Origin of the sequence: Streptomyces sp. NPDC050534, assembly GCF_044457745.1 — a bacterium.
Taxonomy (GTDB): Bacteria; Actinomycetota; Actinomycetes; order Streptomycetales; family Streptomycetaceae; genus Streptomyces.
The window spans coordinates 281,486-303,727 of sequence record NZ_JBITHF010000010.1 but is presented as its reverse complement, the minus strand read 5'-3'; the positions used below and the strand labels follow the sequence as shown (position 1 = coordinate 303,727).

Annotated in this window: 19 protein-coding genes and 1 tRNA gene; 7 read left to right on the top strand and 13 right to left on the bottom strand. The window is 71.9% G+C overall.

Annotated elements, in window-relative coordinates; translation table 11 throughout:
• Positions 1-66: 66 nt before the first annotated feature.
• Genes ACIBN2_RS31425 through ACIBN2_RS31410 form a run of 4 tightly spaced genes read right to left on the bottom strand, consistent with a single transcriptional unit; the run spans position 67 to position 5,039 of the window.
• Complete coding sequence (locus ACIBN2_RS31425; protein ID WP_399139408.1) at positions 67-1,404, bottom strand: AAA family ATPase; 1,338 nt, start codon at positions 1,402-1,404, stop codon at positions 67-69.
• Complete coding sequence (locus tag ACIBN2_RS31420) at positions 1,401-2,990, bottom strand: hypothetical protein (RefSeq protein WP_399139406.1); 1,590 nt, start codon at positions 2,988-2,990, stop codon at positions 1,401-1,403. Before ACIBN2_RS31420 ends, ACIBN2_RS31425 begins: the two co-directional genes overlap by 4 nt.
• The gene (locus ACIBN2_RS31415) at positions 2,981-4,141 is read right to left on the bottom strand and encodes a hypothetical protein (RefSeq protein ID WP_399139405.1); all 1,161 of its coding nucleotides are present in this window, start codon (positions 4,139-4,141) and stop codon (positions 2,981-2,983) included. The genes ACIBN2_RS31420 and ACIBN2_RS31415 overlap by 10 nt, the downstream gene beginning before the upstream one ends.
• Positions 4,092-5,039: a phosphatase PAP2 family protein gene (locus ACIBN2_RS31410; protein WP_399139404.1), complete on the bottom strand. Its 948-nt coding sequence runs from the start codon at positions 5,037-5,039 to the stop codon at positions 4,092-4,094. The genes ACIBN2_RS31415 and ACIBN2_RS31410 overlap by 50 nt, the downstream gene beginning before the upstream one ends.
• 209 nt (positions 5,040-5,248) lie before the next feature.
• On the opposite strand from ACIBN2_RS31410, the gene ACIBN2_RS31405 reads away from it, so the two are divergent.
• Entirely contained in the window at positions 5,249-5,845 is a 597-nt protein-coding gene (locus ACIBN2_RS31405) for a histidine phosphatase family protein (RefSeq protein ID WP_399139402.1), read from the top strand.
• 19 nt (positions 5,846-5,864) lie between these two features.
• Here ACIBN2_RS31405 and ACIBN2_RS31400 read toward each other — a convergent pair whose 3' ends face one another.
• Positions 5,865-7,295 carry a hypothetical protein gene (locus tag ACIBN2_RS31400; RefSeq protein WP_399139401.1) on the bottom strand — a complete coding sequence of 477 codons (1,431 nt, stop codon included), beginning with the start codon at positions 7,293-7,295 and terminating at the stop codon, positions 5,865-5,867.
• A gap of 287 nt (positions 7,296-7,582) precedes the next feature.
• Between ACIBN2_RS31400 and ACIBN2_RS31395 the strand changes: the two genes are divergently transcribed.
• Together ACIBN2_RS31395 and ACIBN2_RS31390 are read left to right on the top strand one after the other, a co-directional pair.
• Positions 7,583-8,020 (top strand): hypothetical protein, encoded by a 438-nt coding sequence (locus ACIBN2_RS31395; RefSeq protein WP_399139598.1) that lies wholly within the window; start codon positions 7,583-7,585, stop codon positions 8,018-8,020.
• Between the two features lie 47 nt (positions 8,021-8,067).
• Positions 8,068-8,937: a spermidine synthase gene (locus ACIBN2_RS31390; RefSeq protein ID WP_399139399.1), complete on the top strand. Its 870-nt coding sequence runs from the start codon at positions 8,068-8,070 to the stop codon at positions 8,935-8,937.
• 38 nt (positions 8,938-8,975) lie between these two features.
• On the opposite strand, the gene ACIBN2_RS31385 is transcribed toward ACIBN2_RS31390, so the two are convergent.
• Positions 8,976-9,491, bottom strand: a complete 516-nt coding sequence (locus tag ACIBN2_RS31385; protein WP_399139397.1) for a hypothetical protein — start codon at positions 9,489-9,491, stop codon at positions 8,976-8,978.
• A 110-nt stretch (positions 9,492-9,601) separates the two neighbouring features.
• On the opposite strand from ACIBN2_RS31385, the gene ACIBN2_RS31380 reads away from it, so the two are divergent.
• The 3 genes from ACIBN2_RS31380 (at position 9,602) to ACIBN2_RS31370 (ending at position 13,314) form a co-directional block, all read left to right on the top strand.
• Entirely contained in the window at positions 9,602-10,306 is a 705-nt protein-coding gene (locus tag ACIBN2_RS31380) for a response regulator transcription factor (RefSeq protein WP_399139395.1), read from the top strand.
• Positions 10,303-11,679 carry a sensor histidine kinase gene (locus ACIBN2_RS31375; RefSeq protein WP_399139393.1) on the top strand — a complete coding sequence of 459 codons (1,377 nt, stop codon included), beginning with the start codon at positions 10,303-10,305 and terminating at the stop codon, positions 11,677-11,679. The genes ACIBN2_RS31380 and ACIBN2_RS31375 overlap by 4 nt, the downstream gene beginning before the upstream one ends.
• A 162-nt stretch (positions 11,680-11,841) precedes the next feature.
• Entirely contained in the window at positions 11,842-13,314 is a 1,473-nt protein-coding gene (locus tag ACIBN2_RS31370; protein ID WP_399139391.1) for a cellulose binding domain-containing protein, read from the top strand.
• Positions 13,315-13,537: 223 nt separating this feature from the next.
• On the opposite strand, the gene ACIBN2_RS31365 is transcribed toward ACIBN2_RS31370, so the two are convergent.
• The 4 genes from ACIBN2_RS31365 to ACIBN2_RS31350 form a co-directional block, all read right to left on the bottom strand.
• On the bottom strand, positions 13,538-14,977 hold the full coding sequence (locus ACIBN2_RS31365) for a GH1 family beta-glucosidase (RefSeq protein WP_399139390.1): 1,440 nt from the start codon (positions 14,975-14,977) through the stop codon (positions 13,538-13,540).
• Between the two features lie 106 nt (positions 14,978-15,083).
• Positions 15,084-15,977, bottom strand: coding sequence for a carbohydrate ABC transporter permease (locus ACIBN2_RS31360; protein ID WP_399139388.1), 894 nt, complete (start codon positions 15,975-15,977; stop codon positions 15,084-15,086).
• Entirely contained in the window at positions 15,974-17,002 is a 1,029-nt protein-coding gene (locus ACIBN2_RS31355) for a carbohydrate ABC transporter permease (RefSeq protein WP_399139386.1), read from the bottom strand. Before ACIBN2_RS31355 ends, ACIBN2_RS31360 begins: the two co-directional genes overlap by 4 nt.
• Complete coding sequence (locus tag ACIBN2_RS31350; protein WP_399139384.1) at positions 16,999-18,321, bottom strand: ABC transporter substrate-binding protein; 1,323 nt, start codon at positions 18,319-18,321, stop codon at positions 16,999-17,001. The genes ACIBN2_RS31355 and ACIBN2_RS31350 overlap by 4 nt, the downstream gene beginning before the upstream one ends.
• A gap of 394 nt (positions 18,322-18,715) precedes the next feature.
• On the opposite strand from ACIBN2_RS31350, the gene ACIBN2_RS31345 reads away from it, so the two are divergent.
• Complete coding sequence (locus ACIBN2_RS31345; RefSeq protein ID WP_399139382.1) at positions 18,716-19,771, top strand: LacI family DNA-binding transcriptional regulator; 1,056 nt, start codon at positions 18,716-18,718, stop codon at positions 19,769-19,771.
• 80 nt (positions 19,772-19,851) lie between these two features.
• Here the strand turns inward: ACIBN2_RS31345 and ACIBN2_RS31340 are convergent.
• The 3 genes from ACIBN2_RS31340 to ACIBN2_RS31330 form a co-directional block, all read right to left on the bottom strand.
• Positions 19,852-19,924: transfer RNA gene (locus ACIBN2_RS31340), tRNA-His, on the bottom strand.
• Positions 19,925-20,029: 105 nt separating this feature from the next.
• Complete coding sequence (gene orn / locus ACIBN2_RS31335; protein ID WP_399139381.1) at positions 20,030-20,632, bottom strand: oligoribonuclease; 603 nt, start codon at positions 20,630-20,632, stop codon at positions 20,030-20,032.
• Between the two features lie 91 nt (positions 20,633-20,723).
• Positions 20,724-21,959, bottom strand: coding sequence for a helix-turn-helix domain-containing protein (locus ACIBN2_RS31330; RefSeq protein WP_399139379.1), 1,236 nt, complete (start codon positions 21,957-21,959; stop codon positions 20,724-20,726).
• Positions 21,960-22,242 lie beyond the last annotated feature (283 nt).

Below are 22,242 nucleotides of genomic sequence, written 5' to 3'. Positions count from 1 at the left end.
GATCGCGCAAGTGGGCCTCGGTCGCAGGGCGCCCCCCTCGGTGCGCCCCCTCGGCGCGCCCCCCTCTCAAGGCCGCCAGCCGACGCGATGTTCCCGCAGCCGCGCGAGCACCGCGTGGTTAGCCTCCCAGCCGTCCGGGAACTTCACGAGCGTGCCCAGCTGGACCGGCTCCGTCGACGGGTAGTCGTCCAGCAGGTCGCTCACGCCCGCCCGGCAGACCACGATGCACGCGTGCCGGTGGCGGGAGGCGAGCACGCACAGGCGGCCCGTCTCCAGGTGGAAGGCGGTGGCGTCCGGGCGGCCGGAGAGCGGGTGGAGGACGACCGTGACGTCGTACTCGCGGCCCTGGAGGCGGTTCGCGGTGTCGACCGTGACCTCCGTGACGCCCAGCCCCGCGAGCGCCGCGCGGACCGCCGCCGCCTGGTCCCGGTGGGCGGTGCCGACCGCGACGCGGTCCGGGGTCAACGGCACGGGCTCCCCGGGGTTGCGCTCCGACGTCGCCGCGCCGCCGCGGTCCAGCAGCCGCCGTACGATCGCCGCCACCGCGCCCACCGCCTCCGGGTCCGTCCGCGGGGTGTGCCGCGCGGGCAGCTCCAGCAGGCCCCAGCCGGACACGGCCGCCTCGTCGATCACCCGGTCCGGGCCCGAGCCGTCGGACGGGACGGCGAACGACAGGGAGCGGTCGCCGTGGTCCGTGCCGCTGCGGAAGGGCGTGTACGGGTAGAAGGCGTCGGAGACCAGGGGAGCCGCGGAGGCGGGCAGGCGCCAGGACACCGGCAGGCGGTGCTGCGGAAGGTCGGGGTTGTGGGCCAGCAGAGTGGTGACGGCGGAGGCCGAGGGGTCGTACGACAGGCCCGCCCACTGCTCGCCGCCCACGATCGAGAACGGGTCCAGCTGGCCTGGGTCGCCCACGAACAGCGCCCGCTCGAACAGCCCGGCCACGGCGAGCAGCGCGTCCGAGCGCATCTGGTACGCCTCGTCGACGATCGCGTGCCGCCACGGCTCGTCGACCTTCACATGCGCCCACTTCGCGGCCGTGGAGACGACGACCGGGAGGCCGGTCAGCTCCGCCGCCTTCGCCGACGTGCGGACCTGCGGCAGGTCGTCGAGCGCCTTGTCGTACGCGTCGGCGTCGCTGCTGTGCAGCCGGCCGACCGGCAGCCCGGGGCTCTTCTCCGCGAGCCGCAGCACCAGGTCGTCCACCTGCGCGTTCGTCTGGGCGACGATCATCAACGGGCGGCCCGCGTCGGTCAGTTCGAGCGCCGCGCGGACGACCAGTGTGGACTTGCCGGCGCCGGGTGGGGAGTCGACGACCACGCCGCGGTGGGTGCCGTGCAGGGTGTCGCGGAGGATCGCGTCGGTGGCCTCGGTGGCCGCGGCCCCCGGGTCGAGAACGGTGGTCACAGGACGTCCTCCGCGGTCACGGGATCGGCGCTCTCGTGGACGGCTTCGCCCGGCGGCCCGCCGTGGGTCCACGGCGTCTGCTCCGGGTCGGGCAGCTTCGGGCCGCCGCGCTGCTCGTGCTCGAACGTCGTGAAGCAGAGCAGGTCGCCCTTCTCCGGCACCGAGCCCGCCTCGGGCACCTTGCCGCGGCCCATCTTGTCGACGATCCGCAGCACGAACAGGTCGTCCGCCTCCTGTCCGATGAACTCCGCCGCCTGCGGCTTGCCGCCCAGCGAGCGGTACACCTTGGCCCGCTCGCCCAGGTGCGGGCGGTCCTCCGTACGCACGGTGACCAGCGGGCGCGGGCGGGGCTGCTTGCCCTCGCTGTACGCCATCACCACGTCCGTGACCTCGCCGGCGAACGCCTCCCCGGACAGCCGCCGCCCCGCCATCACCAGCGGGTCGTCGAGCGCCTCCTGGGCTTCCAGCCGGGCCTGCTCGCGCTCGCGTGAGGCCAGCTTGTTCGCCGCGGTGACCGCGTCGTCCCGGCGCGGCTGCGGGGGCTCGCCCGCGACGACCCGGTCGCGGTGGGAGGTGAACGACCAGCGGTCGCGCGTCCACCGCTCCTCGACATGTGCGCCCTCGGGCAGAGCCCGCAGCAGGTCCAGGCCGCGCCAGACCTTCTCCCAGGTGGGCAGGGTGCACTGGAGCACCAGCTCGCGGATGTCCCGCTCGGCGGCGGTCAGTTCACCCAGCCGGTCGTCCGCCTGCAGACCGTCCTCGGCGGCGGCGAGGGCGGTACGCGCGCGGTCGTAGCGCTCGATGGCGGGGGCGAGCAGTTTGTTGTCGAAGGCCGGGTCGGTGGCCGGTCCGGCGGGCGGGCAGACCAGTTGACCCCTCGCGTCCCGGGCGAGCTCGGCCGCGAGAGCCGCCTCCGCGCCGGACGCGCCCTCGGGCGGGTCGATCCAGGCGAGCAGCGCGCCGAGGTGCTGGTCCTCCAGGCTGGACTGCCCCGTCGCCCAGTGCCGGGCCAGGACGTCCGTGGCCGCCAGCAGCAGTGCGGAGCCGGGCACTCGGGCGCGCTCCCCGAAGTGCGTCAGCCAGCGGCCGAGCAGCGGCACGCGCGGGGGCGCCGGATAGGGGGTCTCCGGGTCCTGCTCCGCCGTGCGCCGAAAGCGCATGGAGCGGCCGAGGAGCCGTACGAAATCGACGCCCGCGCGGCTCGGCACGATCAACTGAGGAGCGTCCGCGCACAGTTCGACCTCGACCTTGACCCGCTTGCCGGTCTCCGGGTCGGTGTCGGTGCGCTCCGCGGCCTCCACCTCGCCGGCGTACCCCTCCAAGTGCGGCAGGACGACGTCGGCGAGCTCGGCCAGGAACGCGAACCTGAGGTCGCGGTCGCGCGGCTGCGGTACGGCCAGCAGCCGCGGGGCCTCCCGGTCGGTGCCCACGAGCGCGCCGAGCGGGGCGCCGGCCTCGCCCGCGGTGGTGAGCGGCACGAAGACCAGGGGCCGCCCGGACAGGTGCCGATGCCGGACGGTGGCGGCGGGCCGGGCCCGTCCGGTGCTGACGGCTTCGAGGCGGGCGAGGGTGGCGATCAGTGACACGGGGCGGCCTCCTCACCGGGGACGGCCATCGTGTGCCGGGCGGCCGACAGGGCCTCCTCGCGCAGCCGAGCCGCCCTGCGCAGCGCCGCCACCGCCGGGTCCTGCGGGTCGCCGCTCGCGCCGCTCGCCGCCGACAGGACCTCCTCGACCGTCGTCAGACCGCCCAGTTCGGCGCGGACCGGGCGGCCCAGCGAGGTCACGGCCCCTTCCGCGCGTGCCCGGCCGCGGCAGTGGAAGGCCAGCTCGCAGGCGGACAGGCACTCCGGCGCGTACGTCGCCGGGACCGACTCGACGGCGGCCGTCAGCTGTGCCGCGGGCAGTTCGGGGGAGAAGCACGTGCCCTCGGGGAGCGTGTCGGCGATGTCTTCCATACGGGTCAGACGGGTCAGCTGCCGACCTGTGACGGCGCGCTGCTTGCGCACGTCGACCGCCGAGGCGGTGGGCAGGTTGGAGAAGTCCTTGGGGCAGACGAGCAGGATCCGGTGCCGCACGACGGGAGCCGGGTCGATACGCTCGGCGACCTCCTCGAGGGCCAGCACGTAGACCGCCGCCTGGCGGGCGGCCGCGCCCACCTTCGACGGGTCCGCCGAACCGTCCAGCATCGGGAAGGACTTGATCTCGACGACCGTCCAGCTGCCGTCGGGGTGCACCACGACGGCGTCCGGCTCCAGGAACGCGGGGGAGCCGGCCACCTCGAGCGCGAGCATCGGGTGGTCCAGCAGGGTCCAGGCGCCCGGGGCCGCGGTGGCCACGCGCAGCGCCAGTTCCGTACGGGCCGCGCGTCCTTCGGGGCCGGTCGCCGCGAGGTCGGGCACCTGTGCCCCGGCGGGCGGCCGCGCGCGCGGGTCCAGCTTCTCGTGCACCAGGCGCAGCAGCTCCGCGCCGCCGTCCGCCTTGACCTTCGCCTCGAACGCGTTGCCCCGCGTGAACGCGAACTGCGACTGCCCGAAGACCGACGGGGAGCCCAGCCTGCTCGCCACCGCCGCCTTGTCCACCCCGGCGCCGTCCAGGATCGCGCGCCGCTCACAGCCCGGGTTGGCGGCGAGTGCCGCGAGGGCGCGGGCGTCCAGCGCCTTGGCCGGTACCTCGGGACCGCGCAGCTCAGCGAGCCGCTGCCGGAGCGCCTTCCCCCGCGTCCTTGGGAGAGGCACTCGGCTCGGCTCCGGATCCGTCCCGGGACTCGCGCTGCCGTGGAAATCGCTCACCCGCGGAAGTCTGGCATCCGCCACTGACAATTGAGGAGCCTGTGCCGCCGGAGTGCCCTGCGGCGGACGGGAACTGGGCCCACAGCCGGTCGGCACCCCGCATCACGTGCGGCGTCAGGAACAGGCCGAGACCCATCACGGCCGCGCCCGCGACCGCGTCGAGGAAGTAGTGGTTCGCGGTACCCATGACCACGATCGTGGTCAGCAGCGGGTAGGCGACGGCGGCGACCTTCGTCGCGGGCGTCCTGCCGTGGCGCCACAGTATGACGCCGCACCACAGCGCCCAGCCCACGTGCAGGCTCGGCATGGCCGCGTACTGGTTCGTCATGCCCCCGAGGCCCTTCGGGGCGCTGGCCGCACCGCCCCACCAGCCGTACGAGCTGTACTGGGCCATCGTGTCCACGAACCCGTGGCCGGCCGAGAGCAGGCGCGGCGGGCACGTCGGCAGCAGCGTGAAGCCGATCAGGCCGATGAAGGTGGACGTCATCAGCCAGGTGCGGGCGGCGCGGTAGTGCACGGCGCGCGCCTGGAACAGCCAGATCAGGATGGCCGGCGTGACCAGGTAGTGCAGCGACGCGTACCAGAAGTCGGCCGGGACACCGAGCCACGTCTCGCGCGTGAAGAGCCGGTTGAGCGGGTGCTCGGCGTTGAGGTGCAGGAACTTCTCGACGCGCAGGATCGCCACGCCGTGGTGGACGGCGCCGGCGGTGTCGCCGCGGGCGAGGAGCCGGCCCGCCGAGTAACACCCGTAGACCAGGAGGATCAGCGGCAGTTCGGTCCACCAGCGCAGGCGGGTCCGTGGGGCTGCTGCCTCGATGCCCGGTGTCGTCTCGGTCCTCGGCATCCGATCGCCTCCCCCTTCATTCTCGCGCGGCGCCCGCCGGCCGGTCGGGTCGTGCCACCTTACGGCGTACGTGCGCGCCCCCGTCGGGCGCCCCCGGCCCTCAAAGACGCAGAGATCGCCCGTCGGGTTGCCCCAGGCAGACCATGGTCCAGGGTGCGCGATGATGGAGAGGTTCCGCCTGTTGTTTGTTACGGAAGGTCCCTCTCCGCATGGCACCGCGCATCCTGCTGGCCCGGCACGGACAGACCGAGTGGTCGCTGTCCGGAAAGCACACCGGGAGGACCGACGTGCCGCTGCTGGAGGAGGGCCGGCGCGGCGCCAAGTTGCTCGGCGAGCGGCTGCACCGGGCGCCCTTCGACGGACTTCCGGACGTCGAGGTGCGCACCAGTCCGCTGCTGCGCGCGCGTGAGACGTGCGAGCTGGCCGGGTTCGGCGAGCGGGCGGCCGTCTGGGACTCGCTCATGGAGTGGGACTACGGCGCGTACGAGGGCCTGACGCCGGACGACATCCAGGCCGCACGGCCGGGCTGGCTGATCTGGCGGGACGGCGTCCCCGAGGGCGAGTCGCTCGCCGAGGTGACCGCCCGGGCCGACGAGGTGGTGGCCTGGGCGCGGTCCGCCGACCGGGACGTGCTGGTCTTCGCCCACGGGCACATTCTGCGGTCGATCGGGGCGCGATGGCTGGGCCTGCCGATCGACTTCGCGGCACGGATCCGGCTGAATCCGACGTCGCTCTCGGTGCTGGGATGGGCCTACGGGGAGGCGGCCGTCGAGAGCTGGAACGACCTCGGGCACCTCGCGGGCTAGCCGCCTCGCCGGGTGCGGGTCACGCGGTGCGCGGCAGCGACGCGTGCCGCTCCAGGAAGCCCGAGACCCCCGACGCCCGCCGGTGCGGCAGCAGCACCCGTGCCGTCCCCGCCAGCATCGTCTGGATCCGCGACGACTGGACCTGGTCGAGCAGGTCAAGCACCCGCATTCCGGCAGCCGCGGCCTCGTCCGGGCGGCCGCCGCGCGCGAGGTCGTCGGCGAGTTCGGCCGTGTACAGGGCGATGTTGCGGGTGAAGTGCGGGTCCTGGAGGTGTGCCGCACGGCGCGCGTGGCGGGCGGCGCGCGTCCAGTCGCCGAGCGTCGACCAGCACTGCGCCTCCAGGCCCTCCAGTTCGGCCTCCCCGTAGAAACTCATCCACTCGGGGTCCGCGTCCGACGGGCCTCGCTCGTAGAGGATCTGCGCGCGGACGAGGGCCTGTTCGCAGCCGGTGCGGTCGGCGAGGCCCGCCCAGCCGCCAGCCTCGCGCAGGGCGAGCAGCGACATCAGGCGCGCCGAGCCGAGCGAGCGACCGACGCGTTGCGCGGCCTGCGCGGCCCGCACCGCCTCGCGCGGACGCCCGGCGTCGCGTGCGAGGAACGCGCTGTTGCAGAAGGCGTGCGCCTCCAGGCCGTCGTCGCCGGTCATCCGGGCGGTCGCCAGCGCCTCCGCGTAGTGCGAGCGGGCGTCGTCGAAGCGGCCCGAGTCGTGCGCCAGCCAGCCGACGGAGATGGCGAGTTCACCGGCGCCCGAGTGCAGCCGGTCGGCGGTCGTCTGCCGGGTCGCGCCGGCGTCCAGCAGCGCGTAGGCGGCGCGCAAGGGCGTCGACGCACGCCGGTAGAGCCCGTCCGCGCCGTGCCGGTCGTCGAGCAGCCTGATTCTGCGTACGGCCTCTTCGACCGCGTACACATCGCTCGTTCCGGGGCGGCGGACGGGTCGTCCCGCTGCCGCCGCGTCGAATGCGGGCCCCATCTGGCCCATCGAGGCGGCGGCCACCGTGGCGCCACCGCCGGTCATGAATGCGCGACGTAGCACGTCGCTCTCCTCGTAGGTTTCGTGAAGCGCATGGATCTCGTGATGCCCGAGCGGGTCGTGCGTGTTCTGCGTCTCATACGGCTCGTGGCTCCCGTGCGTCTCACCGGGAACCTGCGCCCGGCGTCCGCGGACGGACGCGCGCGGCGCGAAGCCCAGGTCGGTGAGGGCTCGGCCGGGGAACATGTGCAGGAACACCCGTTCGTATGCGTAGTTGGGGCAGCGGATCTCGCCCGCCTCGACCCGGCCCACGTAGCGCGCGTCGCAGCAGACCCGCTCGCCGATCTCGCGCGCGGCCCGTCGAACCGCCGCGGCGAACTCGGCCGGGGAGCGCTGACCGCGCAGTTCCCGGAAGACGAGGTTCGGCCGCGGTGGCCGTGCGGGCGTGGGCTGAGACGAGGTCACCTTTGACGACGCCATGGCCGGGTCCTCTCGTGCGAACCGTCGAACCATGCCGGATTCGGGGTGAGTTGTCCGTGTGGCTTCCCCGCTCCCGGCGGGCATGAACGTACCGGCTGTGCCGGACCCGCCACGCAGGGTTTGGCTACAAACCGGATATCTCATACCGGATCTGCCATGAAGTGCCATCCTTTGTGGCTGACTTGCGCCGTAGCCGTTGACGCGGCGCCGCGTTGAACCCTGCGGGCCGGGAGCCGCCCGACTCCCGACCGCTTCGTTCAAGGAGGGGTTCCGTGGTGGAGGCCGGGATGGAGACCAGCCAGAGCGTCGTTCCTCGTCCGCCGTCGACGGCCGCGGGCCGTGTCCCGTCGGCGGAGTGCGGCGCGCCACCCGGCGACGGCAGCCCGTGCGACCTGGTCACGGTGCCCTCGCGGCAGGGCCTGGAGGCGGTCGACATCCTGCGGCGCGGCGCCGGCGACGCGGTCGGTCCCGTACTGCACGACGACGGCGGCCACCACCTCGGCTTCGTGGTGCCGCCGGGCACCGCCGCCGCCTGGGACCTGCCGGGCAGCACCTGTACGGAGACCGACGGACGCGGTCTGCGGCTGAATCCCGAACCGCCGGTGGAGGGATCGGACTGGCTGCTGCCGCCCGGCGAGGCCGACCTCGCGACCGACCCGGCGGTGCTGCGCGCCGCGCTCGGCGAGGCGGCCCGCATCATCGAGGCCGCGGACAGCTGCCGCTGACCGCACCCGCGCAGGCGTGACGGTCACGGGCCCCCGATAATGGCGCAATGGGAAGGTCCAGGAACCCCGACCGCCCGCGCGGCGGCGTGGAAGCCGTCGTCGAGACCGTCGACGGCGGGCTCGCCGAACTCCTGCCGGACCGCGACCGGGCACGCGCCTGGACCCTGCTGATCGACGGGGCGCCGCAGTCGTACGTCGACCTGGACGACCCGACCTACCTCTCCTTCGAGTACCAGCGCAGGCTCGGGCACGTCATCGATCTCGTCGCGCCTGCCGGGAAGCCCGTGCACGCCGTGCACCTCGGCGGGGGCGCCTTCACCCTCGCCCGCTATGTCGCCGCCACCCGCCCCCGCGCCACCCAGCAGGTCGTCGAGCGGGACGCGACGCTGGTCCAACTCGTCCGCCGGGAACTGCCGCTGGACACGAACGCCCGGATCCGGGTGCGCGCCGTGGACGCCCGCGAAGGGCTCGCCAAGGTGCTCGACGGCTGGGCCGACCTCGTCATCGCCGACGTGTTCAGCGGGGCCCGCACACCCGCCCACCTCACCTCGACCGAGTTCCTCGACGACGTCCGCCGGGCGCTGAAGCCGGGGGGCTGCTACGCCGCCAACCTCGCCGACGGGCCGCCGCTCGCCCATCTGCGCCGCCAGATCGCCACCGCGGCCGCTCGTTTCGCCGAGGTCGCGCTGATCGCCGACCCGGCCGTGCTGCGCGGCAAACGCTTCGGCAACGCGGTCCTCGTCGCCTCCGACGCGCCCCTGCCGATCGCCGAACTGACCCGGCGCGCCGCCTCCGACCCGCACCCGGGCCGGGTCGAACACGGCCGCGCGCTCCTGGACTTCACCGGCGGGGCGACCGCGGTGACGGACAGCGCGGCGACCGCCTCGCCGGCGCCACCGCCCTCGGTGTTCCGCTAGGGAGCGTCAGACACCCCCTGGCGCACAGCGGGCGCCGGTCAGTAGGTGCCGATCTCGACATGCGGCGGCCCGTCGTGCCAGGTGCAGAAGACCGACACCCGGTCCGCTCCCGAGCTGAACTCCACCCGGATCCACGACTCCGTCTTCCACACCTGCATCGACCAGCCCGCGCCCGGCGTCGCCGACACGAGCGTCGCGTCCGCCTTGCCGAGCGAGAACACCGCCCGCCCGCCGTCCGTGTCGTAGGCCTTGACCTGGCCGGACGCGGTGGGCGTGGGGGTCGGGCTCGGTGCCGGCCGCAGCGACGGTGTGGAGGTCGCGGAGGGCTTGGCCTGCGCCTTGTTCGACGGCGAGGGCGACGAGGAGGGGCGTCCCGTCGAGGAGGCCAGCGGCTTCGACTCCTGTGTGGTCGCGTCGGCCGCCGTGATCGGCAGGGCGCGCGGCGGGTCGTACGCCGTGCCCGCCATCACCGTGTGGACGCCCCACCACGACAGCGTGACCGCCGCGCCCGTGGCGAGCGACCAAGCCAGTACGTGTACGAGTCCTCTGCGCATCGCGGGCCATACTGCCTCACGCGTCCCACCAGTGTCCCGCCCGTGTCCACAAGAGCGGAGTTGTCCACAGGCCCGGACCCGGTTCCGCCGCATGGCGTACGGTGCGGCGCATGGCAAGTGTGCTCGTGGTCGAGGACGACCAGTTCGTGCGCTCGGCGCTGATCAGGCACCTGACCGACGCCGCGCACACGGTGCGCAGTGTCGGGACGGCGCTGGAGGCGCTGCGCGAGGTCGCCCATTTCTCCTTCGACGTCGTCATCCTCGACCTCGGACTGCCCGACCTGGACGGGTCCGAGGCGCTGAAGATGCTGCGCGGCATCACCGACGTGCCGGTGATCATCGCCACCGCGCGGGACGACGAGACGGAGATCGTCCGCCTGCTGAACGCGGGCGCCGACGACTATCTGACCAAGCCCTTCTCGGTCGAGCACCTGTCCGCGCGGATGGCCGCGGTCCTGCGCCGGGCCCGCTCCGCCCCCGCGGACACCCCGCCGTCCGCCGTCCTGCGCGTCGGCGGCCTCACCGTCGACCCGATGCGCCGCCAGGCCGAGCTGGACGGCCTCCGCCTCGACCTCACCCGCCGCGAGTTCGACCTGCTCGCCTTCCTGGCCGGACGGCCCGGCGTGGTCGTCCCGCGCAAGGAGCTGCTCGCCGAGGTCTGGCAGCAGTCGTACGGCGACGACCAGACCATCGACGTCCATCTGTCCTGGCTGCGGCGGAAGTTGGGCGAGACCGCGGCACGGCCGCGCTATCTGCACACACTGCGCGGGGTCGGCGTGAAGCTGGAGCCGCCCGGTGGGGAGCCGCCACGATGAGATGGGCACTGGTCAAGGTCTGTCTGGCGGTCACCGCCATGGTGGTGGTCGCCTTCGCGGTGCCGCTCGGGCTCGTCATCAAGGAGATGGCCCGGGACCGCGCGTTCTCCAACGCCGAGCGCCAGGCGGCCGCGGTCGCCCCGGCGCTGTCCATCACCACCGAGCGCGACCAGTTGGAGCGGGTCGTGGCCTCCGCGGGCTCGGACTCCGGCATGGCCGTGCACATACCCGCAGCCGCCGGACAGCCGGCCGTCGACATCGGCCGGCAGCGCGCCGCCGCCAAGGACATCGCGACCGTGCGCAGACTGGGCCGCGCCTCCACCACCGAGGTGTCCGGCGGATCCACGCTGCTCCAGCCGGTCGCGCTGAGCACCGGCGCGATCGCCGTCGTCGAGGTCTACGTCCCCGAGTCCGAGGTCAGCAACGGCGTCGGGACGGCATGGGCGGTGCTCGCCGGGGTCGGCGTCGCGCTGATCGTCGGCTCGGTCGCGGTCGCCGACCGCCTCGGCATACGGATGGTGCAGCCCGCGCAGCGGCTGGTCGAGGGCGCGCACGAGCTGGGGGAGGGGAAGCTGGGGGCGAGGGTGCCGGAGGAGGGGCCGACCGAACTGCGCCTGGCCGCCGTCGCGTTCAACTCCATGGCCGACCAGGTCGTCCAGCTCCTGGCGAACGAGCGCGAGCTGGCGGCCGACCTGTCCCACCGCTTGCGCACCCCGCTGACGGTGCTGCGGCTGAACGCCGCGTCGCTGGGCGAGGGACCCGCCGCCGACCAGACCCGGGCGGCCGTCGCCCAGCTGGAACGGGAGGTCGACACCATCATCCGCACCGCCCGGGACGCCAAGCCGCAGACCGCGGCGGCCGGGCCCGGCGCCGGGTGCGACGCGGCCGAGGTGGTCCGCGAGCGCATGGCGTTCTGGTCGGCGCTCGCGGAGGACGAGGGCCGCAAGTGGCGGGTGGCCGGCGCCGACCGGCCGGTGCGCATACCCGTGGCCCGGTCGGACCTCGCCGCGGCGCTCGACGCCCTGCTCGGCAACGTCTTCCGGCACACTGCCGAGGGCACGGCCTTCGCGGTCGACCTGCACAACGGCGAGGACGCGGTGATCGTGCTCGTCTCGGACGCGGGCCCGGGCATTCCCGACCCCGAGGCGGCGATGGCGCGTGGCCGCGGATCGGGCAGCGACGGCTCGACGGGCCTCGGGCTGGACATCGTGCGCCGGCTCGCGGAGTCGACCGGCGGTGACGTACGGCTCGGTTCGTCCGTGCTGGGCGGGACCGAGGTGCGCATCTGGATCCAGCTGGACGGGCGGGTGCGCACCCCCGGCGGACGGGGGCACCGGTCGGTGCGGCGACGGCGGAAGGCGTTCGCCAGGTGACCCGCCGTAGCCGGATTGGTCTCGACCTTTAACCGTCTCCGATCCCTTCCTTAAGCGCACCCTAAGATCCTCAACCCCCGTCCGGATCAGGCGCTTTGCCCGATTCCGGATCGCTAGCGTGCTGCCGCACCCCCCACCCGTAACAGCGAAGGCAGGCACGCGATGAGCACGCATCGGCGCAAGGTCAGCGGCAGAAGCAAGGCGATAGGCGGTCTGGTCGCCGCGGCCGTCGTGGGCGGCGGCGCCCTTGCGCTGACGGGCACCGCGCAGGCGGCCGGCGTGGGCGCCGCATACACCAAGACCAGCGACTGGTCGACGGGTTACACCGCGCAGTACGTGGTCACCAACAACACCGGCAGCACCGAGAAGAACTGGAAGCTGGAGTTCGACCTGCCCACCGGCGCCAAGCTCAGCTCGCTGTGGAACGCCGAGTCGAGCGTGAGCGGACAGCACGTCACCGTGACTCCGGCCAAGTGGGACACCGACGGCCTCGCGCCCGGCAAGTCCGTCACCGTCGGCTTCGTCGTCAACGGCAGCGCCGACCCGAAGAGTTGTCTCATCGACGGCGCCAAGTGCTCCGCCGACGACGGCGCCACGCCCGAGCCGAGCGGCCGCCCGACCGAATCCGCGACGCCGACCGCCACCCCCACGCCGACCAAAACGGCCACGCCCACCTCGACGCCCACCCCCACGGCCACGCCCACCCCCTCGCAGAGCACGGGCACCGGCACCGGCACCAAGGCGAGCGCCGGCTTCGCGCCGTACGTCGACACCTCGCTCTACCCGGCCTTCGACCTGGTCGCGAGCGCCGAGGCGACCGGTGTGAAGAACTACAACCTCGCCTTCATCACCGACGGCGGCGGCTGCACGCCCAAGTGGGGCGGTGTCACCGACCTCGGCAGCGACGGCGTCGCCTCGCAGATCGGCGCGCTGCGCGCCAAGGGCGGCGACGTCCGCGTCTCCTTCGGCGGCGCGTCCGGTTCCGAACTGGCGACGACGTGCTCCTCGGCGGACGCGCTGGCGGCGGCGTACGGCAAGGCCGTGGACCAGTTCAAGCTCACCAAGGTCGACTTCGACATCGAGGGTGGCGCGCTGCCCAACTCCACCGCGAACACCAACCGCGCGAAGGCCATCGCCAAGCTCCAGCAACAGCACCCGGACCTGGACGTCTCCTTCACCCTCCCGGTCATGCCCGAGGGCCTCACCCAGGACGGCGTGAACCTGCTGTCCGACGCCAAGTCCAACGGCGTGAAGATCTCCGCGGTCAACATCATGGCGATGGACTACGGCGCCTCGTACAGCGGCGACATGGGCACCTACGCGGAGCAGGCGGCCACCGCCACCGAGGCGCAGGTCAAGAGCGTGCTGGGACTGTCCGACGCGGACGCCTGGAAGACGGTCGCGGTCACCCCGATGCTCGGCGTCAACGACGTCTCGTCGGAGATCTTCAAGGTCGACGACGCCACCCAGCTGGTGAACTTCGCCAAGTCCAAGGGCCTCGGCTGGCTCTCCATGTGGTCGGCCACCCGTGACAAGCAGTGCGACGGCGGCTCCAAGCCCACCGCGGACGCCACCTGCAGCTCGATCGTGCAGGACAAGTTCGCCTTCTCGAAGGCCTTCGGCGCCTTCAACTGACCTCCGCGCAGCGGGGGCTGACGCGTCCCGGCCGGCTCTCCCCCCACCCGGCCGGGGCGCACTTCTGCGTCTCCCCCGAGGTGAAGTGCCGCGGCCCGACGACGTTCGGGGCGCGACGCTCCCCTCGTGCGCCGCGCCCCGCCCCCGCCTGTGTTCCCCCTAGGGCCTGTTGCGAAAGTCCCGCCTGCCCGGCGGGCGGACGACGGGACTTTCGCAACAGGCCCTAGTCGGTCGTCACCTCGGGCAGCGTCCCCGTCCGGGCCGCCTGCCCGTACCAGAGGGCGCTCGACTTCGGCGTACGGGCCAGCGTCGCGTAGTCCACGTAGACCGCGCCGAACCGCTTCTCGTAGCCGTACGCCCACTCGAAGTTGTCCATCAGGGACCACAGGTAGTAGCCCCGGACGTCCGCGCCGTCGGTGATGGCGCGGCGGACCGCCGCGAGGTGGCCGTGGAGATAGGCGACGCGCTCCGGGTCGTGGACGCGGCCGTCGGGGTCGGGCTTGTCGTCGTAGGCGGCGCCGTTCTCGGTGATGTAGAGCGGCAGGCCGGGGGCCTCGCGGGTATAGCGCATGATCAGCTCGTGCAGGCCGGTCGGGTCGATGGTCCAGCCCATCTCCGTGCGCTCGCCCGGCGTCTGGTGGAAGAGGACGTCGTCCGCGCCCGGCCAGGGGGAGTGCTCGCTCGCGCCGTGGCCGTCGGTGCGCGGTCCTGCCACCGGGCCGTCCGCCGTGGAAACCAGCGCCGGCGTGTAGTAGTTGAGGCCCAGCGCGTCCAGCGGCTGATGGATCGCCTGCAGATCGCCGTCGAGGACGTACGACCAGTCGGTGATCGCCTCGGTCGCGGCGAACAGCGACTCGGGGTACGCGCCGTGCAGGATCGGGCCGTGGAAGACGCCGTTGGCCAGGTCGTCGATCTTCCGCACCGCCGCCAGATCGCCCGGGTTCTGCGGCGAAAGGGGCCTGACGACCGAGGAGTTGAGGCTGATCGCGACCGAGTTGCGCGCGGGCATCACCGAACGCAGGGCCGTGGCGCCGAGTCCGTGCGCCAGGTTGAGGTGGTGGGCGGCCCGCAGCGACGCCTCCGGGTCCGTGCGGCCCGGGGCGTGCACACCGGAGCCGTAGCCCAGGAAGGCGCTGCACCACGGCTCGTTGAGCGTGATCCACTGCTCCACCCGGTCGCCGAGGGCCTCGCCGACGATCTGCGCGTACTCGGCGAACCGGTACGCCGTGTCCCGCTCCGGCCAGCCGCCCGCGTCCTCCAGCTCCTGCGGCAGGTCCCAGTGGTAGAGGGTGACCGCCGGCTTGATGCCGTGCGCGAGCAGCTCGTCCACCAGGCGCCGGTAGAAGTCCAGGCCCCGCTGCACGGCCGGGCCCCGGCCGGTCGGCTGCACGCGCGGCCAGGAGATCGAGAAGCGGTAGCCGGCCAGCCCCAACTCGGCCATCAGCGCGACGTCTTCGCGATACCGGTGGTAGTGGTCGACAGCGATGTCACCGTGGTCGCCGCCGACCGTCTTGCCCGGGGTGTGGCTGAAGGTGTCCCAGATCGAAGGCGTACGGCCGTCCTCCCGCACCGCACCCTCGATCTGGTACGCGGAGGTCGCGGCGCCCCAGAGGAAGGCGGGAGGAAAGGTCACCGAATTCGCAGGTTGTGCGGACTCAAGCATGGAAGCGCTCCCATAAATGGTCGTTCAGACCGAAGAGTTGAGGAGGAAGGGGGCCAGGCGGTGACCCGGCCCCGCGTACGTACGGCGAGAACGAGGCGGCCGGGGCTCAGCCCTTGATCGCGCCCTGCATGATGCCGCCCACGATCTGCTTGCCGAACAGGATGAAGGCGATCAGCAGCGGCAGCGTGCCCAGCAGCGCGCCCGCCATGATCACGGCCTGGTCGGGGACGTAGCCGGTACCCAGCGAGTTCAGGGCGACCTGGACGGTCGGGTTCTGCTGGGTGAGGGCGATGATCGGCCACAGGAAGTCGTTCCAGGCGAACACGAAGGTCAGCAGGCCGAGCACGGCCATCGCCGGACGGGCCGCCGGGAAGACCACGTGCCACACCACCCGCAGACTGCTCGCCCCGTCCACCCGGGCCGCCTCGATCAGCTCGGTCGGCAGCGCCTGCACCAGGTACTGCCGCATGAAGAACGTGCCGAAGGCCGTCACCAGGGTCGGCAGGATGACCGTCTGGAGCTGGTTCGACCAGCCCAGGTTGCTCATCCACAGATACAGCGGTACGACGGCCAGCTGCGGCGGGATCATCATGGTGCCGATCGTCAGCAGCAGCAGGGCGCCGGAGAACCTGAACCGCAATTTGGCGAAGGCGAAGCCGGCGAGCGTGGAGAAGACCACCGTGCTGAGGGTGATGGTGCCCGCGACGATCACGCTGTTGACCATGGCGGTGCCGAGGCCCGCCTGGTCCCAGGCGGCCTGGAGGTTCTTGAACAGGTTCCCGCCGAACCACAGCGGCGGCGGGGTCTGAGCCAGCCGCCGGTCGGTGCGCGAGGCAGCGATCGCCGTCCACACCAGCGGTGCCAGCGAGATCAGCGCGAAGACCGTCAGGACGATGTACGTCACCGGTCCGGCGTGCAGCTGCTTGCCCGCGCCCATCACCCGGCGGCCCGGGCCCCTCTTCCGCCTCGCCTGAGGCAGGGTCAGTTCACTGGTGGTCATTGCGACTTCCTCAGGCGTCGGGTGAACAGCATGTTGATCACGGCGACGATCAGCAGGATCAGGAACATCGACCAGGCGATCGCGGACGCCTTGCCGAGGTTTCCGATGATCCAGCCCTGGTCGTACATGTACAGGCCGAGCGTCTGGTACTGGTGCTCCGAGCCGCCCTTGGAACCGCTGACCCCGCCGAACAGCAGCGGCTCACCGAAGAGCTGGGTCGCGCCGATGGTGGACACCACCACGGTGAACAGGATCGTCGGCCGCAGCTGCGGGATCGTCACGTGCCGGAACTGCTGCCAGCGGTTGGCGCCGTCGATCGCCGCCGACTCGTACAGGTCGGCCGGGATCGCCTGCATCGCCGCCAGATAGATCAGCGCGTTGTAGCCGGTCCACCGCCAGATCACGATCGAGGACACGGCGAACTGCGAACCCCAGTCGGACTCACGCCAGTTGATCGGGTCGATCCCCACGAAGTGCAGGAACCAGTTGATCATGCCGCCGTCCCACGAGTACAGCAGCGTGAAGACCAGGGTGGCCGCCGCCACCGAGGTGGCGTACGGCGTGAGCATCACGACCCGCCACACGGTCGAGCCGCGCAGCCGGTAGTTGAGCAGATGCGCCAGGCCGATCGCCGCCATCAGCTGCGGGACGGTCGAGATCACACCGATGGTGAACGTGTTCTTCAGCGCGTTCCAGAAGAAGTCCGAGCTGAGCAGGTTCTTGTAGTTGTCCAGGCCCGCCCAGGTCTGGTGGTTCAGGTCGGACAGCTGCACGTCGTGCAGCGAGTACCAGGCCGTGTACAGCAGCGGGATCAGGGAGAACGCCCCGAAGATGATGAAGAAGGGGGAGATGAACGCGTACGGCGACGCCTTCATGTCCCAGCGGTACAGCCGGCTGCGCCAGGAGCCGTGGTCCGGCGGCTGTGTACCGCTACCGTGAGCGCCCCGGGCCGCGCCCGGCTGGGAGCCGGACGCGGCCTCGGCGCTCGACGCGGGATGCGCGAGAGCCTGCTTGGAGCTGGTCACTGGCCGAGCACGTCCTTGATTTCCTTGGTCGCAGCGCTCCAGCCCTGGTCGGGCGTCTTGCCCTTCTGCTCGACCTGGAGGATGCCGACGTCGGTGATCGCCGTGTTGATCGGCTGGTCCTTGATACCGAAGTACTGGACCGGGATGGTCTTCGCCGAGTCGGCGAAGATCTGCGTGATCGGCGCGTTGGAGAAGTAGGCCGTGGTGTCCGCGGCCGGCTTCAGACCCGCGTAGGCCGACGGGGTCGACGGGAAGCTGGCCTGCTTGGCGAAGACCTTCGCCTGCTGCGCGGGGTCGGTCAGCCACTTCGCCAGGGCGATGGCCTCCTTCTGGTGCTTGCCCGCCGTCGGCACGCCGAGGAAGGAGCCACCCCAGTTGGCCGCGGTCGGGGCCGCCGCCACGTCCCAGTTGCCCTTGCCGGAGTCACCGGACTTCTGCTCGATGTAGCCGATCATCCAGGCCGGGCAGGCCACCGTGGCGAAGGTGGCGTTGGCGAAGCCCTGGTCCCACGGCTTGTCGAACTGCTTGAGCTTGGCCGACATGTTGCTGGTCGCCACCGACATCGAGACGTCCCAGGCCTTGCTCACGCCCTGGGACTTGTCCCAGATGACGTTGCCGTCCTTGTCGTAGTAACGCTCGCTGCCACCACCGAGAGCCGCGTTGTAGACCGAGGAGGCGGAGTCCACGAACTTGGTGCCCTTGGGCGCCTTCTTCATGTAGTCCTTGCCGACATCGACGTACTTCGCCCAGTCGCCCTTCCACATCGCGGCGAGCTTGGTGCGGTCCGTCTCCAGGCCGGCCTTCTTGAACAGGTCCTTGCGATAGCAGATGGCCATCGGGCCGACGTCCGTGCCGAGCCCGATCAGCTTGCCGTCCTTGGAGGTGGCCTGGGCGTTCTTCCAGTCCAGCCACTGGGACTTGTCGACTTCCTTGCCGAGGTCGACGAACTTGCTCGCCTGCGTCTGCACGGCCTCGGTGATGTTGCCGACCTCGATCGCCTGGATGTCGTCGGTGCCGGAACCGGCCTGCAGCCGGGTGAGCACCTTCGGCCAGTACACGTCGGTACGGGTGGTGACGTTCTCCTTGATGCTGATGTTCGGGTGCAGCTTCATGTACTCGTCGTAGAGGCCGGCCTGCTTGTAGCCGAAGACTCCGAAGGTGCCGACGGTCAACGTGGTCTTGCCCTTGGTGTTTCCGCCACCGTTGTCCGAGCCCGACGAGTTGTCGTCACTGGCACAGCCGGCCAGCAGCCCCGTGGCCAGCGCGGCGACGGCCGCGAAGGCCACCACCCGATGGGACCGGCGGGTACTCGTGCGCATTGGGTCCTCCTGTTGCCTGACGTGCCGACCCCCCGGCCAACTGCACTGGTTGGGCCCGTTCGTACTCGCTGCGGCTCGGGCGGGGAACGTGCGGGATGTGTATGTGTCAGGTACTGTGGGAGCGCTCCCACAGGTGATGTGTTGAAGGTTCGCCGGTTCGGGCGGGGGTGTCAAGGGTGGAAGCGGGGCGAGACGTGTTCAGTTATCGGGCTGTTAAGTGGACGCGATGACTCCGGTGCCGGTCAATGCTCTCAGGTCTTCCGGTGGGTAAGGCGAGGCTCTTGGGAAGCCCGGGCCGGGGTCTGCGGGCGGCGGTCCCCGGACCGGTCACTCCAGCAGGCAGGACTGTTAGATTCCAGGCCAGCAGCAACAACGGCGGAAGGCGGCGGAGCCCATGGCAGGCCACGGAGCGCGGAGCCGGAGCGGGGGCCGGCCCACCCTCGAAGAGGTCGCCGCGCGCGCCGGCGTCGGCCGCGGCACCGTCTCCCGGGTGATCAACGGCTCGCCCCGGGTCAGCGATGCGACGCGCGCCGCGGTCGAGGCGGCCGTCGCGGAACTCGGCTACGTCCCCAACACCGCCGCCCGCGCCCTGGCGGCCAACCGAACGGACGCGATCGCGCTGGTCGTTCCCGAGCCGGAGACCCGCTTCTTCGCGGAGCCGTACTTCTCCGACATGCTCAAGGGGGTCGGCGCCGAGCTGTCCGAGACCGAGATGCAGCTCCTGCTGATCTTCGCGGGCAGCGACCGCGAACGACGCCGGCTGGCCCAGTACCTGGCCGCCCACCGCGTGGACGGCGTCCTGCTGGTCTCGGTGCACGCCGACGACCCGCTGCCCGACCTGCTGTCCCAGCTGGAGATCCCGGCGGTGATCAGCGGTCCCCGGTCCGCCGCGGAGACCCTGACCTCGGTCGACTCTGACAACTACGGCGGCGGCCGCTCGGCCGTCGAGCACCTGATCGGCCGGGGCCGGCGGCGCATCGCGCACATCACCGGCCGCCTCGACGTCTACGGTGCGCAGCGCCGCGTCGAGGGGTACCGGGACGCCCTGCGGGACGCGGGCCACAGGGCGGACGAGAAGCTGATCGAGCCGGGCGACTTCACCGAGGAGGGCGGCCGCCGGGCGATGACGAACCTGCTCGCCCGCCATCCCGATCTGGACGCGGTCTTCGCCGGCTCCGACGTGATGGCGGCCGGTGCCCGCCAGGTTCTGCGCGAGAAGGGTTACCGCATCCCCGACGACGTGGCGCTGGTCGGCTACGACGACTCCGCCATCGCCCGCCACATGGACCCGCCGCTCACCAGCGTCCGCCAGCCCATCGAGGAGATGGGCCGCCGCATGATCGACCTCCTCCTCGGCGAGATCGCCGACCGCCGCCCGCCGGCCTCCCGCGACCTGGACCGCCGTCAGGTGGTGCTGGCGACGGAGCTGGTGACGCGTACGTCGTCCTGATCGGGCGGGGGCCTGCGGCGGTTCCCCGGAAACGACTCAGCCGATGACCCTGTTTCCAGGGCCACCGGCTGATCACGCAGGGTGAGTGACGGGACTTGAACCCGCGGCATCCTGGACCACAACCAGGTGCTCTACCAGCTGAGCTACACCCACCATGACCGGCAGCGGACTTTGTGCTTTCCCCACCGGCCGAGAAAAAGTGTACAGGGTCCGAAGGGGTGCTCGCGCACGGCTTTTCGCGGCGCCCCTTCCGGCCCCCTAACGCGCAGGCAGGACGTGTTTCGCCGCGATCGACCTGGCCGTCTCCGAGTCGGGCCCGGGCTGCGGCACGAAGATCGCCTCGCGGTAGTAGCGGAGCTCCGCGATGGACTCGCGGATGTCGGCGAGCGCGCGGTGGTTGCCGTTCTTCTCCGGGCTGTTGAAGTACGCCCGCGGGTACCAGCGCCGGGCCAGCTCCTTGATGCTGGAGACGTCGACGATCCGGTAGTGGAGGTAGCTCTCCAGCGTCGACATGTCCCTGAGCAGGAAGCCGCGGTCGGTGCCGACCGAGTTGCCGCACAGCGGGGCCTTGCCGGCCTCCTTGACGTGCTCGCGGATATAGGAGAGGACCTGCTCCTCGGCGTCCGCCAGGGTCGTGCCGCCGGCGAGTTCCTCCAGCAGCCCGGACGCGGTGTGCATCTGACGCACCACCTCCGGCATCGTCTCCAGCGCCCGGTCCGGCGGGCGGATGACGATGTCCACACCGTCGCCGAGCACGTTCAGCTCGGAGTCGGTGACGAGGGCGGCCACCTCGATGAGCGCGTCGTCGGACAGCGAGAGGCCGGTCATCTCGCAGTCGATCCACACCATGCGATCGTTCATGCGACCACCCTAAGGCGGGCGTCCGTATTTAGGCGCCCCGCGGTGCAGGGAGGCGTATCAGGGAGCCCTCGCCCCCTGATACGCCACTCGCTCATGTGCCGCTGCGCTGCCCGGGCACGCTCGCCCGGCTGGTGACGTAGGACTCGCGGCCGTTCTCCGCGGAGGCGGCCGCCGCGGACAGTGACGCGCCCGAGCCGATCGCCGACGCGGCCGCGCGGCGGCTCTGCAGCGGAACAGGACTCTCCGGATGCAGCGGGCTCGGCAGGGCCGGGCTCGCCGGCCCCTCCAGGTCTGCCGGTTTGTCGATCTGCGGCCGGCGCGCACGGTACGCGGCGCGGTAGGCGGCCGGAGACGAACCCAGCTGACGGCGGAAATGGCCGCGCAGGGCCACCGGCGAGCGGAAGCCGCAGCGGCCCGCGACCTCGTCCACCGAGTAGTCCGACGTCTCCAGCAGCCGCTGCGCCTGCAGCACCCGCTGGGTGATCAGCCACTGCAGGGGAGCGCTACCGGTCAGCGAGCGGAAGCGGCGGTCGAAGGTGCGGCGGCTCATGTACGCGCGTGCCGCCAGCGTTTCGACGTCGAACTGCTCGTGCAGGTGCTCCAGCGCCCAGGCGACGACCTCGGCGAGCGGGTCGGCGCCGATCTCCTCCGGTAAAGAGCGGTCCAGGTAGCGTTCCTGGCCTCCCGTCCGGCGTGGTGGGACGACCAGCCGGCGGGCCAGCGCGCCGGCCGCCTCGTTGCCGTGGTCCGTCCGCACGATGTGCAGGCACAGATCGATTCCGGCCGCCGTACCGGCGGACGTCAGCACGTCGCCGTCGTCGACGAAGAGTTCTCTCGGATCGACGTGCACCGACGGATAGCGCTTGGCCAGCGTCGGTGCGTACATCCAGTGTGTGGTCGCGGGCCGGCCGTCCAGCAGGCCGGCCGCCGCCAGTACGAAGGCGCCGGTGCACAGCCCGACGATGCGGGCGCCCTCCTCGTGCGCCCGGCGCAGTGCGTCGAGCGCCTCCTCCGGCGGTGGCGAAGTGATCGAGCGCCAGGCCGGCACGACGACCGTGCCTGCGCGTGAGATCGCCTCCAGGCCATGTGGCGTGGTGAGTTCCAGGCCCCCTGTGGTCCGCAGCGGGCCTTCCTCGCCACCGCACACCAGCAGTCGGTAGCGCGGTACGCCGGCGTCCTGGCGGTCGATCCCGAACACCGACAGCGGTATGGAACTCTCGAAGATGGGGCCGCCGCTGAACAGCAGCACCGCGACGATCTCCTTGCGGCGTCGCCCGGAAAGCTTCCGGGCCGCGGCTTCCGGCGCGGCAGTGGAGTCGTGGCTCATACTGCTAAGCCCCCCTCGGTGGTCGCGGCTCCTCGGTTGTGTCGCTCCTGCACGTTTCCCCTCGGTCCTGCACGAGTCCCCCGCCGTAAGACGTCAAGATCGAATCTACTGTGTCCCGTGGTGCCGGGGTGACCCAGTTCGGGAACCGGCACATTGTCGACATGGCAACTTGGCGTGAAGCATTCGATCACGAAGCGTTGCACTCACAGGCCGTGCAGGGAAGTGCGCCTTGTCGCAGTGGCCAATCCACATAGGGTGCGCGGGGCCCCGGAGCCCCTGTTCG